This window comes from Vibrio sp. J2-4, from assembly GCF_021728155.1.
Lineage (GTDB): Bacteria > Pseudomonadota > Gammaproteobacteria > Enterobacterales > Vibrionaceae > Vibrio > Vibrio diabolicus.
Genome location: NZ_JAKKCN010000001.1, coordinates 1,015,048 through 1,029,842, shown reverse-complemented (window position 1 = coordinate 1,029,842; position 14,795 = coordinate 1,015,048). Strand labels below are relative to the sequence as shown.

13 protein-coding genes are annotated in these 14,795 nt (G+C 44.6%); 9 read left to right on the top strand and 4 right to left on the bottom strand.

Translation table 11 applies throughout. The features are described from left to right. Nucleotides 1-55 precede the first annotated feature (55 nt). The 9 genes from L3V32_RS04685 (at nucleotide 56) to L3V32_RS04645 (ending at nucleotide 11,046) form a co-directional block, all read left to right on the top strand. Entirely contained in the window at nucleotides 56-1,240 is a 1,185-nt protein-coding gene (locus L3V32_RS04685; protein ID WP_237283896.1) for a glycosyltransferase, read from the top strand. 11 nt (nucleotides 1,241-1,251) lie between these two features. Further along, nucleotides 1,252-2,424: a glycosyltransferase family 4 protein gene (locus tag L3V32_RS04680; RefSeq protein WP_047008757.1), complete on the top strand. Its 1,173-nt coding sequence runs from the start codon at nucleotides 1,252-1,254 to the stop codon at nucleotides 2,422-2,424. Beyond that, nucleotides 2,417-3,847: a lipopolysaccharide biosynthesis protein gene (locus L3V32_RS04675; RefSeq protein WP_237283895.1), complete on the top strand. Its 1,431-nt coding sequence runs from the start codon at nucleotides 2,417-2,419 to the stop codon at nucleotides 3,845-3,847. The genes L3V32_RS04680 and L3V32_RS04675 overlap by 8 nt, the downstream gene beginning before the upstream one ends. Further along, nucleotides 3,844-5,208 (top strand): O-antigen ligase family protein, encoded by a 1,365-nt coding sequence (locus L3V32_RS04670; RefSeq protein WP_237283894.1) that lies wholly within the window; start codon nucleotides 3,844-3,846, stop codon nucleotides 5,206-5,208. Before L3V32_RS04675 ends, L3V32_RS04670 begins: the two co-directional genes overlap by 4 nt. Nucleotides 5,209-5,323: 115 nt before the next feature. After that, the gene (locus L3V32_RS04665) at nucleotides 5,324-6,448 is read left to right on the top strand and encodes a glycosyltransferase (protein ID WP_237283893.1); all 1,125 of its coding nucleotides are present in this window, start codon (nucleotides 5,324-5,326) and stop codon (nucleotides 6,446-6,448) included. After that, the gene (locus L3V32_RS04660; protein ID WP_046875245.1) at nucleotides 6,445-7,878 is read left to right on the top strand and encodes a chain-length determining protein; all 1,434 of its coding nucleotides are present in this window, start codon (nucleotides 6,445-6,447) and stop codon (nucleotides 7,876-7,878) included. The genes L3V32_RS04665 and L3V32_RS04660 overlap by 4 nt, the downstream gene beginning before the upstream one ends. A 220-nt stretch (nucleotides 7,879-8,098) precedes the next feature. Continuing rightward, nucleotides 8,099-9,217: a glycosyltransferase gene (locus L3V32_RS04655; protein WP_237283892.1), complete on the top strand. Its 1,119-nt coding sequence runs from the start codon at nucleotides 8,099-8,101 to the stop codon at nucleotides 9,215-9,217. Continuing rightward, nucleotides 9,210-10,397 (top strand): glycosyltransferase family 2 protein, encoded by a 1,188-nt coding sequence (locus L3V32_RS04650; RefSeq protein WP_170902044.1) that lies wholly within the window; start codon nucleotides 9,210-9,212, stop codon nucleotides 10,395-10,397. Before L3V32_RS04655 ends, L3V32_RS04650 begins: the two co-directional genes overlap by 8 nt. Before the next feature lie 10 nt (nucleotides 10,398-10,407). Beyond that, the gene (locus L3V32_RS04645; RefSeq protein ID WP_005394228.1) at nucleotides 10,408-11,046 is read left to right on the top strand and encodes a sugar transferase; all 639 of its coding nucleotides are present in this window, start codon (nucleotides 10,408-10,410) and stop codon (nucleotides 11,044-11,046) included. A 19-nt stretch (nucleotides 11,047-11,065) separates the two neighbouring features. Here the strand turns inward: L3V32_RS04645 and L3V32_RS04640 are convergent, their stop codons facing one another. The 4 genes from L3V32_RS04640 to L3V32_RS04625 all read right to left on the bottom strand — a co-directional run bounded on the left by L3V32_RS04640 (nucleotide 11,066) and on the right by L3V32_RS04625 (nucleotide 14,723). After that, nucleotides 11,066-11,455 carry an ATP-binding protein gene (locus L3V32_RS04640; RefSeq protein ID WP_167426598.1) on the bottom strand — a complete coding sequence of 130 codons (390 nt, stop codon included), beginning with the start codon at nucleotides 11,453-11,455 and terminating at the stop codon, nucleotides 11,066-11,068. Between the two features lie 121 nt (nucleotides 11,456-11,576). Then, entirely contained in the window at nucleotides 11,577-13,157 is a 1,581-nt protein-coding gene (locus tag L3V32_RS04635) for a BCCT family transporter (RefSeq protein WP_005394224.1), read from the bottom strand. A 372-nt stretch (nucleotides 13,158-13,529) separates the two neighbouring features. Next, complete coding sequence (locus L3V32_RS04630) at nucleotides 13,530-14,045, bottom strand: outer membrane beta-barrel protein (RefSeq protein WP_005394222.1); 516 nt, start codon at nucleotides 14,043-14,045, stop codon at nucleotides 13,530-13,532. Nucleotides 14,046-14,243: 198 nt separating this feature from the next. Next, the gene (locus L3V32_RS04625; RefSeq protein ID WP_005394221.1) at nucleotides 14,244-14,723 is read right to left on the bottom strand and encodes an outer membrane beta-barrel protein; all 480 of its coding nucleotides are present in this window, start codon (nucleotides 14,721-14,723) and stop codon (nucleotides 14,244-14,246) included. Between the last annotated feature and the right edge of the window lie 72 nt (nucleotides 14,724-14,795).

Genomic DNA, 14,795 nt, shown 5'->3' with positions numbered 1-14,795 from the left:
ATCTCTGTTGCAACTCAGCAGTTAACACAAGTTAATGATGAGACAGAGGTGACTTATGACTACTCCAAAACGCATTCTATATGTTCATTATGGTGATAACTGGATTCGCGGCAGTGAAGTGGTACTTCTGGATCTCATCTCAGGGATTGACCGTGATAAGTTTGAGCCATTCGTGTGGTCAAACTGCCAGCCACTAATCGATAAGTGTCAATCGCTCGGAATTGAAGCGGAACATTCTGTTTTCAATCTCGTTGGTGGCTGGAGTGCGCCTCGCTGGGATATTAGCGGATGGAATAGCCTTATCAAACAGGGCTCAGCACTGATCGAAAAACACAATATCGACTTGGTACACGTTAATAGCGGTGGTCCTTGTCAATGGATGTGTTTGGCTGCACGCATGAATCACATCCCACTTGTCACTCAACTTCATTGTCACTATACATTGCGAGATCGCTTCTCTCTTGGGCTACACCTCTCCCCAAAATTGATTTGCGTTAGTAAAGATGTCGGTCGTGAAATTATTCAGGACGGTTACCCAGAAGACCAGCTTTATGTTGTGCACAACGGTGTATCGCTTCTGGACTCTGATACGCCCATTGATATCAAGACTCACCTCGGAATACCTCCACAAGCATTTACCTTTCTCTCGGTAGGTTCGTTGATTAAAAGAAAAGGATTCGACCGCCTTATTCGCGCTATGCGCATGCACAATTACCATCACGATAACCCTCATCTTGTTATCGTTGGCGATGGCGAGGAAAGAGAAACATTGCAACAACTTGCTTCGGATCTCGGTATCCAAGACAGAGTCCACTTTGTAGGGGAAAAAAGCAATGCTGGTGCATGGATGTCTGGGAATGCAGACGCTTTTATTAGCGGCGCCTATGAAGAGGCCTTTGGTCTCGTGCTCGGGGAAGCGGCTTTAGCTCAACTGCCTATCGTGGCTCCTAAAACAGGAGGCATCCCTGAGTTGTTCGAGCATAATCACTCTGCACTACTGTACCAGAATCGCGGAATGGCAAGCTTATTAAACGCTATCCAACAAGTCATGCAAGATGCAGCGCTAAGAAACAAGCTAGCTGAAAACGCCTATCTTCATGCTAGCCAAAACCTCACGACTGCAGCATCCATAAGCGCCATTGAACGTATTTATGAAGGTGAGCTTGAGAACAACAGTATTACACCAATGCCAATGACTCACTGCATGAAGCCTCTTTCACGCTGGTTGAGCATCAATTGAGGAGGCCAGTCATGAAACGTGTATTAATGTTCGACGCCATCCCAATGCAAGGTGGTTCTAAAATTGCGAATGCAGAGCTCCTCAAACAGTGCGATAAACTGAACGTAATTGGTTATCTGCTGACCACGAATCCAGAGCATTGGGAGTCACTACTTAGCGATACGCCTCGTGTGCAGATTATCAAAATCAAACCATCACCATTGAGCTCCACTCATGGCCTCACTTACTGGTTAATGAACGCGTATTACTTTATCCAACTGATTTTTGCGTGCATGAAACTACCAAAGATAGATAGCTTTTTAGGTCTATCTTGCCCAAGTAATGATATGCCTTTGTACTTACTAAGATTAATCAGCAAAAAGCCTGTGGTACAAATGGTTCATGGTCCAATTGGTCGTTCAAGATCTTCCGGCTACTGCTTGGTAAAAGCATCCGCAATTTATTACTTGGCAAACACCCGAGAATCGATGCTAGAGGCCTTACAGGTCTACCTCAAAACAGAGAAGCCAGCCACTGAACGCTATTGGTGTGGTTTGAATGCGTCTACGTTTGTTAACGGACTATCGAGAGACCGTTGGCCAAAACAAGCAAATCCGATTTCAAACCGCGTCTTCTGGGCGGCCAGCTTACTAAAATGGAAGAACATCGATCTTTTTCTTGATGCTTTAACACTTGATAAGACAAAAGAGATCAAATCTACCGTGTGTTACATCAAACCAAATGTGGCAGGTGTGGAATATTCAACACCAGACTTCACCACAAAAGGTGTTGAATGGCATGAATGCCCAGATAACCTCGATGACCTACGCTCTCAGTGTGGTGTGTTTGTTTCCACCAGTGTTAACGAACCTTTTGGATTATCCATTTTAGAAGCTCTCGCAGCAGGCATGTGCATCGTCATCCCACATGATGATAGCTACTGGGATCGCGTATTAACGCACGGCCGCAATTGCATCAAGTACACACCAAACAATGTGGCGTCGTTACATAACGCAATTCGCCTTTTGAATGAGTCTCCATGGATGAAAGTGACAATGGGTATCGAAGCTCTCAACGTTTCTCAACTTTATACGGCCGAACGTTGTTATCTGCCAATCGCTCAGCACCTTGCAGCAGAATCCGCACCGAATGGCGATTGTAAACTCAAAACACCGCGATACATCAAAGGATATGACCATGTCTAAAGCAATGACCAATATGTCGCTGTTCGCTATCGCGTTAGTGATAAACAAAAGCATCAGCTTAATCATGCTGCCTGTATTGCCCCACTTTCTCTCACCAGAACAAATGGGCAAGCTTGAACTGCTTACCACCTTTGGCGTTGTCACAACCTTATTCGTCAGTTTCGCTTTGCATGAAGCGCTGTATCGATTCGTCGGGGTTGAAAAGGATCAAAATACGCGCACAAGCCTACTAAACCAGCTGTACTCACTTGCTTTGTTCATCGCTGGCATCGTGGCTTTATGCCTACTCGCTATCATTATGCTCGCGCCTATTCCTGCACCTTTTACGCGAGTCGAGTTTGCTATTGTTATGTTTGCTATCGTTCTAGAAGGCAGTATCGCAATCGGCACAGCTTGGTTGAGAACACAGGACGACAAAGCAAGAACCCTACTCAACGTCATGGTGACTACCACTGTTTTTCAGGTCATTTTCATCATCACGGCGCTGTCTGTTCACCCACATGTTATTTCTGTTTTATGGGGTGGCTTGTTGGCTGCTATTACTCAGTTTGTCTGGCTCCACATCATTAACCGCTACAGCATGACTCTGCCAAGTATGACAGTGGCGAAACAATACCTAAATTACTGTCTGCCAATGATGATGGCTGGATTGGTTGCGTTTTGTCTCAATGGCGCTGAACGCTGGTTCATCGGCGCGAACGCCTCACTTGCGACCTTAGGGATTTACGCGATAGCCGTAAAATTTGCGGTTGGCATGTGTATTTTAGTTCAGCCATTTGGCATGTGGTGGATGCCACGTCGATTTAATTACCTAGAAGGTCGTAAGAGTACAGAAGCTGTGCGCATCACTCATCTAGGCATGATTTACATTACAGGTTTAAGTGTTACAGTCGGCACATTAGCAATGATGATGATCACTTACCTGTTACCAGAAACCTATCATGAGGCGGTACTGTTCAGCTTGTTCTTACTGCCTATCGCTATGCTAAAAGAGTGGAGCGAGCTCATTAATATTTCCATTTTGTACAAGCGTCGTACTCGCTGGTTACTGGGTATTAATGTCGTCTCAGCATGCGTTGCAATTGCTTTGCTGTTTGGCCTATCGTCCCTAGGTATCTATGGAGTTTTCATTGCGCTTTATTACGCTCAACTGTGTAAGCTTGGCCTTACTTATGTGGTAGGCCAACAATGCATGCCGTTGCCTTTTCACCTAAGTCTGATGGTTTTATTGCAGATTATCTCCGGTGTGGCACTGTTCCTGCTTCACTCTTCACAATCAATAGGCATCGCCATCGCAATTTGCATTTTGACATGCACTTTGCTGGCAGGGATAGCCACTCGCTATATGAGTAAAGAGACGCTAAATGCGCTCACTCGATACATGGTGAAATGGCGTGGACAGGTGAAGAGATACTCGTTATGACTGAAACCAAGGTGAGAAGAAAGCAGTCCATCGCAGCGCTGACGATTACCGTCTGTATCGGCCTGCTTTGGATTGTTATGCCTCACCCTATTTTAATTGTCGCACTATGTTTCGCCCCGCTGGCTTTACTGTTCGTTCTCAACCAAACGTTTTGGCTCGTCACGCTGTTCGTTATTTTTTCATTCTTTCGTATTCATGAAGCGTTTCCCATTATCTATAACTTTAAAATCCCATTGCTACTATCATTGGGGGCACTGGCCGCACTTGCTTTCCACCTTTTGATAAGTCGCCAGCTTACGGCTTTTTGGCACCCTTCATTAAAATGGCTGTGCATATTTTGGGGGCTGGTGATCATCGGTATCGTCTTCGCCTCCAGTCGTGACATTGCCATTACAGTTTTCAAAAATACCTATTGGAAAATCATCATTATGACATTGGCGATCACCTGGCTTATTACCAAGCCTGCTCAGTTAGCACAAATGTCGAAAGCAATAATTTTCGCCGGATTGTTGATTGGTTTAGTCGCATTACAAAACGCAGCGAATGGCATTGATTTAGTGGAAGGGACACGCGTATCGATTGGACGCTCCATAGGTTCAGTACTCGGCGATCCGAACGACTTGGCGCTGGTGTTAATGTTTCCTCTCGCCTTTACCGTTAGTCAGTTAATGGAGAAACGTTCACCTAAGCATCTCCGGCTCTTCGCACTTGTTACCTGTTTGGTGTTGTTTTTTGCGATTATTGAGACACAAAGCCGCGGGGGCTTGTTAGGCTCTCTATCGGTATTTGCGTACTTTGCCTTTAAGCACATCAAAAGCAAAACGTTAGTCTTAGTACTAGGCGCCGTCGCAGCCATCGTACTCTACGCATTTGCTGGTATCTCAGGACGAGAATCGGGTGGCGCAGCCGAGGATGGTATAGATGCCTCTGCGATGGGGCGACTTTACGCGTGGGAAGCCGCATTTAAAATGGCTCTCCACCATCCGTTAACTGGGGTTGGGCTTGATAATTTCTACTTCAATTACTATTTCTATAGCCCTCACTGGGATGGCATCAATCACGCCGTACACAGTACTTGGTTTGGCGTATTAGCAGAAACGGGGTTTGTTGGACTCGCCGTGTTCATGACATTGATTGTGTCATTGATTCGAACCTCTTTGCATTCTATTTCACTACTGACGCCAACATCGGATTACACCCTCTCTGTTGGAGCAAACGCAGTCTTAAGTGGGCTGATCGGGACCATCGTATCAGGCACTTTCCTCACTCAAGGTTTCACTTGGCCAATTTACATTCTGGCAGCATTAACAGTTGTCGTTAGCCGAATCGTTCAAAGTGATTGTCAAAATGAGAAACCCTAATTTCAAATACCAACAGAAAGTCCAATTAGCTGTTTTATAAGAAATAAATCCTTGGCACGTATTGTGATTGCTCTCTTGATTAGTAATCAAATAACGAAGACTCAAGGAGAGCCACATGACAGACATCGTAGTATTTGGAGAAGATTTTGGTGGGTTACCCTCCTCCACTCAACACATTGTCAAACGACTAGCAACTAGCCACCGCATCCTTTGGGTTAACTCAATCGGTCTGCGTCAACCTAGGCTGACCGCTAAAGACATGCAACGTGCGTTAAACAAGCTCACTCGTGTATTTAATAACGCTGGATCGCATAAGCCAACGTTAGAGTCTGCAATAAACCCAAATATTCACACCATTAACCTACTCACTATTCCTGCTCCAAGTTCTGCGCTGGCAAGAAAAGTAGCGGCTAAGATGATGAAATACCAGCTCAATAAACAATTACACGCTCTTAGTTTTGATAAGCCTATATTTTGGACATCGCTCCCGACGGCCGCAGATGTTTGTGCGGAAATGAATTCACGTGGGCTAATTTACTATTGTGGCGATGACTTTAGCGCTTTAGCTGGTGTTGACCACGACACGGTTGCCAAGCATGAACGTACACTGGTTAACGCGGCTGATGTGATTTTTACAGCAAGTGACAAACTCGCCACTCAATTTCCATCTGGTAAAACCGTCACTTTGCCTCACGGTGTCGACTTTAGTCTGTTTTCTGAGCCAGCACCTAAGGCTGAAGATTTTCCTAATAATGGTCGCAAAGTGCTGGGCTTTTATGGCAGTTTGTCTGAATGGTTAGACTACGACTTAATTGCCCAAGTCGCAGACCAAGCGCCTGACTGGGATCTCGTGTTCATCGGCCCTAACGAGTTCAGTGATAATCCGCTTCCACAAAGAAGCAACATATACTACCTGGGCCCGAGAGCGCATCACACTCTGCCACGTTACTCCCAACACTGGGATGCCAGTTGGTTGCCCTTTGTTGATAACGCTCAAATCAAGGCATGTAATCCGCTTAAACTTCTTGAGTACTTGGCAACAGGAACCCCTGTTATCAGCACACCGTTTCCTGCATTAATACCCTACAAACATATGCTTCATGTGGTTCAAGATGTCGAAGACGTGCGTGCCAGTCTCGATCACCTCCTACCGCCACCGACAGATTCAAAGTCATTTGTTCAACAGCAAAGCTGGGAAGCAAGAGCCAACCAAGTTGATAAATTAGTGAGGGCGCTATGAACGATTTAAGAGAAAACCTCAGCGTACTGTTACATGGTGCTTGGAGACGTCGCTACATGATCGTTATTCCTATGCTTGTATTGCCTGTGCTGGGTTTCATCGTAAGTAAACTGGTTCCGACGACTTATGTCGCTCACACAAGTATGCTTATCCAAGAGACAGCGAAAATGAACCCATTCCTTCAAGATCTTGCCGTCTCGACCATGCTGAAAGATCGATTGAGCGCACTCAGTACCCTGCTTAAAAGCCGACATGTTTTGTACTCAGTTGCCAAAGAACAAGCGCTGATTAGTGACGAAATGAGTGCCAAAGAGCAAGAGTTCATCATTAAAGATCTCGCGTCGCGTTTGTCTGTTCAGCAGCTCGGTAAGGACTTCATTCAAATCCAACTACGAAGTGGCAAACCGAATGGCATGGAGTCGATGTTACTCTCCGTCAGCGAACATTTTGTCGAACAGCTTTTAGCTCCTGAACGATCTTCAATTAAAGATTCAAGTCACTTTTTAACCATCCATATTAATAAACGCAGAGAAGAGCTGGATAAAGCAGAGCAAGCGTTCGCGGAATACAAGAATACTTACTCTCACGCGACGCCTGAAATGCAAGCACAAAGCCTGACTCGTCTGGCAAGCCTTAAACAAACCTTGGCAGAAAAAGAAGCGGAGCTTGCTGGTGTTACCCGAAGCCTAGGTAGTTTGGACCAACAACTTTCTAAAACCAACCCGGTTATCGGTAAGCTTGAAGAACAAATCATAGACATTCGTAGTGAGCTCACTTTGCTTCGCGCCAAGTACACTGAGGCGCATAGCATGGTTCAAGGCAAGCTACGAGAGTTAAACCGCTTGGAGCAAGAGCGCTCAGTACTATTGAACTCTAAACAACCGGAATTAAACAGCGCCCAACTTTGGGATATCGCAAGCAATACGACCGTAAACAGTCTTGGAGAAGCTCAGCCTCTTCTGGTCTCTCAGCTTCACCAACTGCAAATTATGCGCGGACGCTTTGAAGCCCTCACAGAAGAAACAAATAGCTTACGAACAATGATTCAAGAGTTAGAAAGTAATGCGCATCGATTTGGTAGCACAGCAACAGAAATCAACCGCCTAGCTCGTGATGTAGCGGTAAAAAGAGAAATGTATGATGACCTTGTGGAGCGTTATGAAATGGCTCAATTAACTGGTTCACTTGGCGTATTTGAAGAGAATAAACGCGTGAAAATCATTGATGAACCTTTCACACCAACCATTCCGTCTAACTTACCTAGCTTTGTGTTTGTCATTTTAGGGTTTATCGGTGGCGCGGGTTTGGGCATTGGATTAGCGACGATACTTGAGTTAGCCGATAACTCTATCCGCTCTAAAAGAGCATTAGAAAAGCACCTTGGCGTTCCTGTGATCACCACTCTACCTAAAATGGTATACGGAAGCTAACAGCCGTTAACACTCCATTACAAGCACTCGTTCAGCGAGTGCTTTTCTTTTTGTGCTTATTCTAACTCCGTGTAAGGTTTCCACTAATATGAATCTCAAATTGAGAATAAACATCGCCATTCACATGCATCACCATTAACTTCATGTTTTTAAACACTTAATTTTTTGGCACGCAGTCTGCAATTCCTGAATAAACAAAGAACTCAACGAGGGTTTGAGAATGGAATTCAGACAAAAACAAAATAGCACTCAACGCAATAAAAAAGTGATATTACACGTCGTGCAGCACTTAGCTCCTGGCGGTTTGGAAACGCTCGTATTAGAGATGCTTCGTTTTGCGCAACCGAATCATTCCGTGTTTGTCGTAAGTTTAGAGGGAAGCAAAGCGCAAGCACTGCAATGCTGGTCAAAACTCTCGGCCTACCAAGGCCAACTGCACTTTCTCAATAAGAAACCTGGATTCAGCGGGACAACCATCAGTACGCTGACTTCCATGCTCAAAGGACTTAAGCCTGATGTGGTCCACACTCACCATATCGGTCCACTCTTATATGGTGGGATTGCAGCACGCTTAGCGCAGGTGCCAGTAATTATCCATACTGAGCACGACGCCTGGCATCTGAATAGCAGAAAGTCAGCTCGACTGCAGTCCCTACTGCTAAAAATGATTCGTCCACATGTGGTTGCCGATGCGAACTTTGTTGCCGAACAAATCCAGACAAAACTGAATTACCGCAAAGTCTGCACCATACATAATGGGATCGATTGCCAGAAATTTCAAAGCGGTAACCAAGCAACCAAGAGAAACTTGTTTGGGCTTCCAGCCAACAAAACCGTAATTGGAGTAGCTGGACGTTTAGAAGCTGTTAAAGGCCATAAAGTGCTTATCGAAGCCTTCTCTCATCTTACGCCAAACACACACCTAGCCATTGCTGGAGATGGTTCTCAGCGAGCTCAATTGGAAGCACAAGTTAGAACGTTAAAACTTGAGGATCGCGTTACCTTTTTAGGCTTGGTCGATGATATGCCCAGCTTTTACCAAAGCCTCGATTTATTTTGTTTACCGTCGCTTCAAGAGGGTTTCCCCCTCTCAACACTAGAAGCTCAAGCATGTGACATTCCTTGTGTCGCAACCGATGTTGGTGGCGTGAAAGAGACGCTCTGCCCGATTAACAGCACATTGGTTGAAGCCAACCGAGTGTTCTCTTTGGCGGAAGCTTTGTCGCTGCAATTGAAATCAACCCATGGTTCTCCTCGAACTTTTATTCTCAAACATTTTGATATCAGAGACATGGTGGGTCGCTACTCACGTTTGGCCAAGGAGGCTAGCTATGAATGATTTACTTTGGATTACAGGTTTTGGTTTATCCGCATTTTTGATTGTCTATCATCATGTTGGTTATCCATTACTACTTAAATGGCTTCCTTTAAAACAGCACAAAATCACAGCACCATTTGTAGAGCGAGCTTACAAAGCCTCTCAAACAGACAGTCAGTTACCATCTATTACTGTCATCGTGCCCGCCTACAATGAAGAACAATGGATAGCAGAAAAGATCCGCAACCTTGCGAGCTTAGATTACCCAAGAGATAAATTGAAAGTGGTGATCGCATGTGATGGCTGCACAGATAACACAGCCGAGATTGCTCAAGCGACGATTCAAGAAGCAATCTGCTCCGACACACTGTTCATCATTAATGACCACCAAGTCAATCGCGGTAAAGTTGCCCTACTCAACGAAGAAATGCGTCATGTTAACTCAGACATTACCGCATTGAGTGATACATCGGCATTGATTTCTTGCGATTCTCTGTTGCTAGCTAGTCAGCATTATCAAAATGAGAAGGTTGGAGTGGTTAACGCGACATATCAAATAATGAGTACCGATAATCAAGGTGAAGCAGCGTACTGGCAATACCAGTCTCGAGTGAAGCACCAAGAATCCTTACTAGGTTCAACGATTGGCTCTCACGGTGCGTTTTATACATTCAGAACCCACCTATTTGAACCACTTGAAGTCAGCACCATCAATGACGATTTTATTCTCCCTATGAGAATCGTTTTGCGAGGCTATAACGCTATCTACGAACCTAACATGCTGGCTCTTGAACTCGAACAAAGCTCAGACGACGCAGACTTCAAGCGACGCCTAAGAATTTCAGCGGGTAACATGCAGCAGCTCATGCAATTAAAGAAATTACTGCTACCTCGCTATCGTGGCACTGCCTTTGCATTTCTATCGGGAAAGGTTCTGCGCTTAGCAACACCCTATTTGATGATTGTTTGCTTGGTTTGTTCACTACTACTGGCACACAACCCGCTGTTTCAAATAATGCTGCTCGCTCAAGCCTGTGTTTATGGTATCGCACTTGTCACTTACTTGGTGCCTGCACTTAACACAGTCAAGCCTTTTAAACTGATTAGCTACATCGTCATTGGTCATCTCGCCAATTTCATCGGCGGTATGAAGTACTTGCTAGGAATGGAAAATGGACGTTGGAAACGCGTCAACCAATAAGGAAAGCATCATGAAAAACTCACGCTACGATTCAAATGTATGCCACGCGAAAAGAACGTTTGATGTACTGGTTGCCATGTTTATTTTGCTCGTCACTGCACCACTATTCCCATTTATCGCGCTAGCTATAAAAATCACATCAAAAGGCCCAGTGATCTATCGTCAACTGCGTGTTGGGCGCTGTACACCAGAAAAAATGGATCTTTTTCAAATCATGAAGTTTCGCACCATGTATATTGATGCGGAACAACGCTCCGGTGCAGTTTGGGCAACCGAGAATGATCCTCGAATCACACCAGTAGGACGTTTTTTACGTAAGACGCGTTTAGATGAGTTACCACAGCTGTTTAATGTGTTGAGAGGTGAAATGTCGATGATCGGGCCACGTCCAGAGCGCCCTGCTTTCTACCAAAAGTTGGAAGATGAAATCCCTTATTTTGTAGAACGCACATATGGCGTATTACCAGGAATTACAGGCCTAGCGCAAGTTAACCAAGGCTATGATGCATGCATTGAAGATGTAAGACGTAAAGTTGGTTTTGACCACAGTTACGCACTAAGCTTAGGTTCGTTCTACTCTTGGATTTCAATGGACCTTTCAATCATGAGCAAAACTTTCGTTGTGATGATTGACGGACGAGGTCAGTAACCCCTAGTTCTGGTAACGGTCACTCTTGCCACTGGCGTCGCATCTTTTCGATGGTCGCTGGTGGCACATCATGAATGCTTTGATACGCGCCGCGACACACCTTAACTTCCACCTCAATTCGCTTCTTCACGCAATAGTCCAAGTAACGCTTCATCTCCCAGTGACGAACAAACGTATTACTCACAATCACGACTTTCCCTTTGTTCAACCACTTTCGAGTTTGCTGAAAACACCATTCATGCGCTTGGGACAATTGAGTTGGGTTAAAGTGATAATCACCTTCATCATTTTCAAAATACATGTCAGCTTCAAAATGCTTAGCACCAAGCTCTATCGCTAGTTGCTTTGCTAAGGTTGTTTTACCTGAACCTGGAAGTCCACGAATAAGAATGAGTTTAGCCAGTGACATAATGTTGTTAAATGAGGTGGGAATAAGCCCAAACTGTAACGGAATTATTGAAAAAGAAAAGTAGAAATAAAAAATGCCGAGCGCATTAGGCTCGGCATTTAAATTCAATAGTGGATAGTGTTTATTTGTAAGCTGACAGTTCGGTTCTTAACCCTTTAACCAAGCTTACACACATCAACAACAGAACAAAGGTAAACGGTAATCCCGTTGCAACCACACCTGACTGCAATGCTTGCAAGGCTTCTTTACCACCAACCCAAAGCATAACGGCTGCAATTGCACCTTCAATACAAGCCCAGAAAATACGTTGTGGAATTGGTGCATCAATCTTACCACCCGCAGTGATACTATCGATAACCAGTGAGCCAGAGTCTGATGATGTAATAAAGAACACCAGAATCAGCACGATAGAAAGCATTGAAATCACTGAGCTATACGGAAGCGCATCGTAAACATGGAACAGAGTCAGTGAAATATCAGTTAGACCATTTGCACCTAGCTCACCGACTTTATTCACCACTTGGTCAAGCGCGATACCACCGAATACAGACATCCAAATCAAGGTAACGACAGTAGGAATAACGATCACTGCGAACAGGAATTCTCGAACCGTACGACCTTTAGACACACGCGCGATAAACATACCAACAAACGGTGACCAAGATACCCACCAAGCCCAGTAGAATACCGTCCAGCCGTGCATCCAAGTTTCATCTTCACGACCGTGGGGGTTGCTCAACGGAATAATATTTTCAATGTAAGCCATTGTTGTGTCGCGTAGCGAACCCCACGCCGTATCAAACGTGATAAAGGTAATAAAAATAAGCAGGGCAAACGCAACCACCATATTGACGTTACTCAGTAGCTTAACACCACCATCAATACCACGAATTACTGACAGCACCGCGATAAAGGTAACAAAGGTGATCACAATCATTTGTGTACCAATGCCGCCTTCTAGACCAAAGACATGGTTAATACCACTGGTCGCCTGCTGAGCACCGAGACCCAGCGACGTTGCAAGACCAAACAGCGTGGATAAAACGGCAAGAATGTCGATAACATGTCCTAGCCAACCCCATGCTCGGTCACCAAAAATTGGATAAAACGCCGCGCGCAATGAAAGCGGTAAACCCTTGTTAAAAGCAAAAAACGCAAGTGCTAGTGCAACGAGTGCGTAAATACTCCAGCCATGCACACCCCAGTGGAACATGGTGGCACCCATTGCGAGAGATTTCGCTTCTTCTGTGTATGGCACTGCGTTCAGTGGCATTCCCCACCAATCAGTGAAGTACGCGGTCGGCTCCGCCACACTCCAGAACAGAAGGCCAATACCCATACCAGCAGCAAAAAGCATCGACAACCAAGAAACAGTTGAGTGATCCGGCGTTGCTTCTTTGCCACCTAAGCGGATTTTACCCAGCGGAGAAAAAAGAAGAGCAACAGCGAATAATAAGAAGAAGTTTGTCGACCACATAAAGAACGCATCAAACTGTTCGATAATTCCGTTTTTCAGACCGTTTAATACATCACGAGCAGTGGTTGGCTCAACAAGAAGAAGTGAAATTAGACAGAAAACAACGAGACCCGCACTGATGCCAAAAACGGGGTTATGTATGTCGAATCCCCACTTTTGAACGTTGTCCTGTCCAACCTGATAGTCTGTTGTGTCGATACTATATTTTTTAAATGCATTATCCATAAATACAAATTTAACGTGAATTTGAAACGCCCCTCAGGTGAGAAGAACTCCAATACCGCCCTCCATTAATTTGAACTCTAAAGTTTTAAAGCGGGGCGAAGTTTAGCAGCAATCACATATTTTTGCAAAAAATCGCCATTTATTGCATTTTTGGCTCAGTTAAAGGCAGATAAGAACAAAGTAATATCAATACAAAAATTATGAGGTCTAACGATTGATTTTATCGTAATTTGATCGTTCGAAAAGCACTGGAAATACTTGCGCTCTGTGGCTTTATCATTGATGGGCGCGTAAATTGAGATAAGTAACACTGACTTGGTTTCAAAGATAGCGATGAAACCAAGTCAGTAAAGTTTTCATAGAGACTGATTATTATAGGAAATGGAAGGTAATATTCCCCGTCACACTGCTCACGGTGTCACTATCGCTGTCAATATCCACGCCAAACGCTTGATAGCTTGCCCCAATAGAAACATTATCGAGCAAGAAGTATTCGGCACCGACACCATACATGTAGGAGACACCATCATCTTTATCTAAATTTCTCAGTCCGCCGTCATAATCAACGTTGAATGCATTGATGCCACCTTTGGCATAGACATGAAGCGGCCCAAAGTCGATGCTTGGTTTCGCTGCTAAATAGAATGAATCAAAATCAGCACTACCCCTGCTGCCACTCAGTGATAAATCCACTTTGCCGTGGTTAAAGTAACCTGCCTCAATGCCAATGAATGGCAAAATACCAGTACCTACATGAATACCGTAGGTTGTATCGTTTTCGCTATCGATATCAGATTGACCAATTTGACCGCCAGCGTAAATCCATGAGTCAGCCATTGCTGATGTTGAGCACAACGTTAGAGCTAATAACGAGAGTGTTTTTTTCATACTATCCCTTCCTGAGCGATTCCTAAGCGAAACATTACGCAAATATGCGTATTTAATCGCCACTATATATTGGAAAGCATGAGCATTTTAAGATCCAAAAGTGAATAATTTATGTTCAACTTTTGTTTTGTGACTTCCAGACAAAAAACACCGACATAAAGTCGGTGTTTTTCATATGGGTGTTAGAAAGCTAGACGCTTATAGGAAATGCAGTGTTGCGTTAACAGAGAACGTGCCGATATCGTCTTTACCCGCCGTGTAGTTCATGTAGCTAGCACCAACAGACATCGGACCAAAAATGAAGTACTCAGCACCTACACCGTACATTAGATCCAAATCGTCATCGTCTTTGCCGCCTTTCACTTCTTTGTCCCACTGGTGGAAGCCACCTTTTGCATATACATGCAGTGGACCAAAGTCGATGCTTGGCTTAAGTGCTGCGTAGTAAGACGTTAGCTTAGTGTCTTGACCATTTACGTTAAATTCACCGTGTTGCGTCACACCAGCTTCAATACCAATGATAGGTAGAATGCCTGTACCAACGTGAACAGAGTATGATGTATCCGTCTCACCTTTGTAGTCAGACTGACCTACTGTTGCACCACCGTAAATCCAAGAATCTGCCATTGCCGCAGAAGATGCGCCAAGTAGCGCCACTGCTAATAGAGTTTTTTTCATCATCTACCTTTACTCTTTATTATTCCCACGTCTGCATAACTCAGTCGTTGGTACTACAAATAAAGGGAGGCG

Excerpts from the sequence above, each read along its gene's own strand:
- L3V32_RS04625 (WP_005394221.1), bottom strand. The coding sequence starts at position 14,723 with ATGAAAAAAACTCTATTAGCAGTGGCGCTACTTGGCGCATCTTCTGCG.
- L3V32_RS04660 (WP_046875245.1), top strand. The coding sequence starts at position 6,445 with ATGAACGATTTAAGAGAAAACCTCAGCGTACTGTTACATGGTGCTTGG.
- L3V32_RS04685 (WP_237283896.1), top strand. The coding sequence starts at position 56 with ATGACTACTCCAAAACGCATTCTATATGTTCATTATGGTGATAACTGG.
- L3V32_RS04655 (WP_237283892.1), top strand. The coding sequence starts at position 8,099 with ATGGAATTCAGACAAAAACAAAATAGCACTCAACGCAATAAAAAAGTG.
- L3V32_RS04640 (WP_167426598.1), bottom strand. The coding sequence starts at position 11,455 with ATGTCACTGGCTAAACTCATTCTTATTCGTGGACTTCCAGGTTCAGGT.
- L3V32_RS04680 (WP_047008757.1), top strand. The coding sequence starts at position 1,252 with ATGAAACGTGTATTAATGTTCGACGCCATCCCAATGCAAGGTGGTTCT.
- L3V32_RS04635 (WP_005394224.1), bottom strand. The coding sequence starts at position 13,157 with ATGGATAATGCATTTAAAAAATATAGTATCGACACAACAGACTATCAG.
- L3V32_RS04645 (WP_005394228.1), top strand. The coding sequence starts at position 10,408 with ATGAAAAACTCACGCTACGATTCAAATGTATGCCACGCGAAAAGAACG.
- L3V32_RS04675 (WP_237283895.1), top strand. The coding sequence starts at position 2,417 with ATGTCTAAAGCAATGACCAATATGTCGCTGTTCGCTATCGCGTTAGTG.
- L3V32_RS04665 (WP_237283893.1), top strand. The coding sequence starts at position 5,324 with ATGACAGACATCGTAGTATTTGGAGAAGATTTTGGTGGGTTACCCTCC.
- L3V32_RS04650 (WP_170902044.1), top strand. The coding sequence starts at position 9,210 with ATGAATGATTTACTTTGGATTACAGGTTTTGGTTTATCCGCATTTTTG.
- L3V32_RS04670 (WP_237283894.1), top strand. The coding sequence starts at position 3,844 with ATGACTGAAACCAAGGTGAGAAGAAAGCAGTCCATCGCAGCGCTGACG.
- L3V32_RS04630 (WP_005394222.1), bottom strand. The coding sequence starts at position 14,045 with ATGAAAAAAACACTCTCGTTATTAGCTCTAACGTTGTGCTCAACATCA.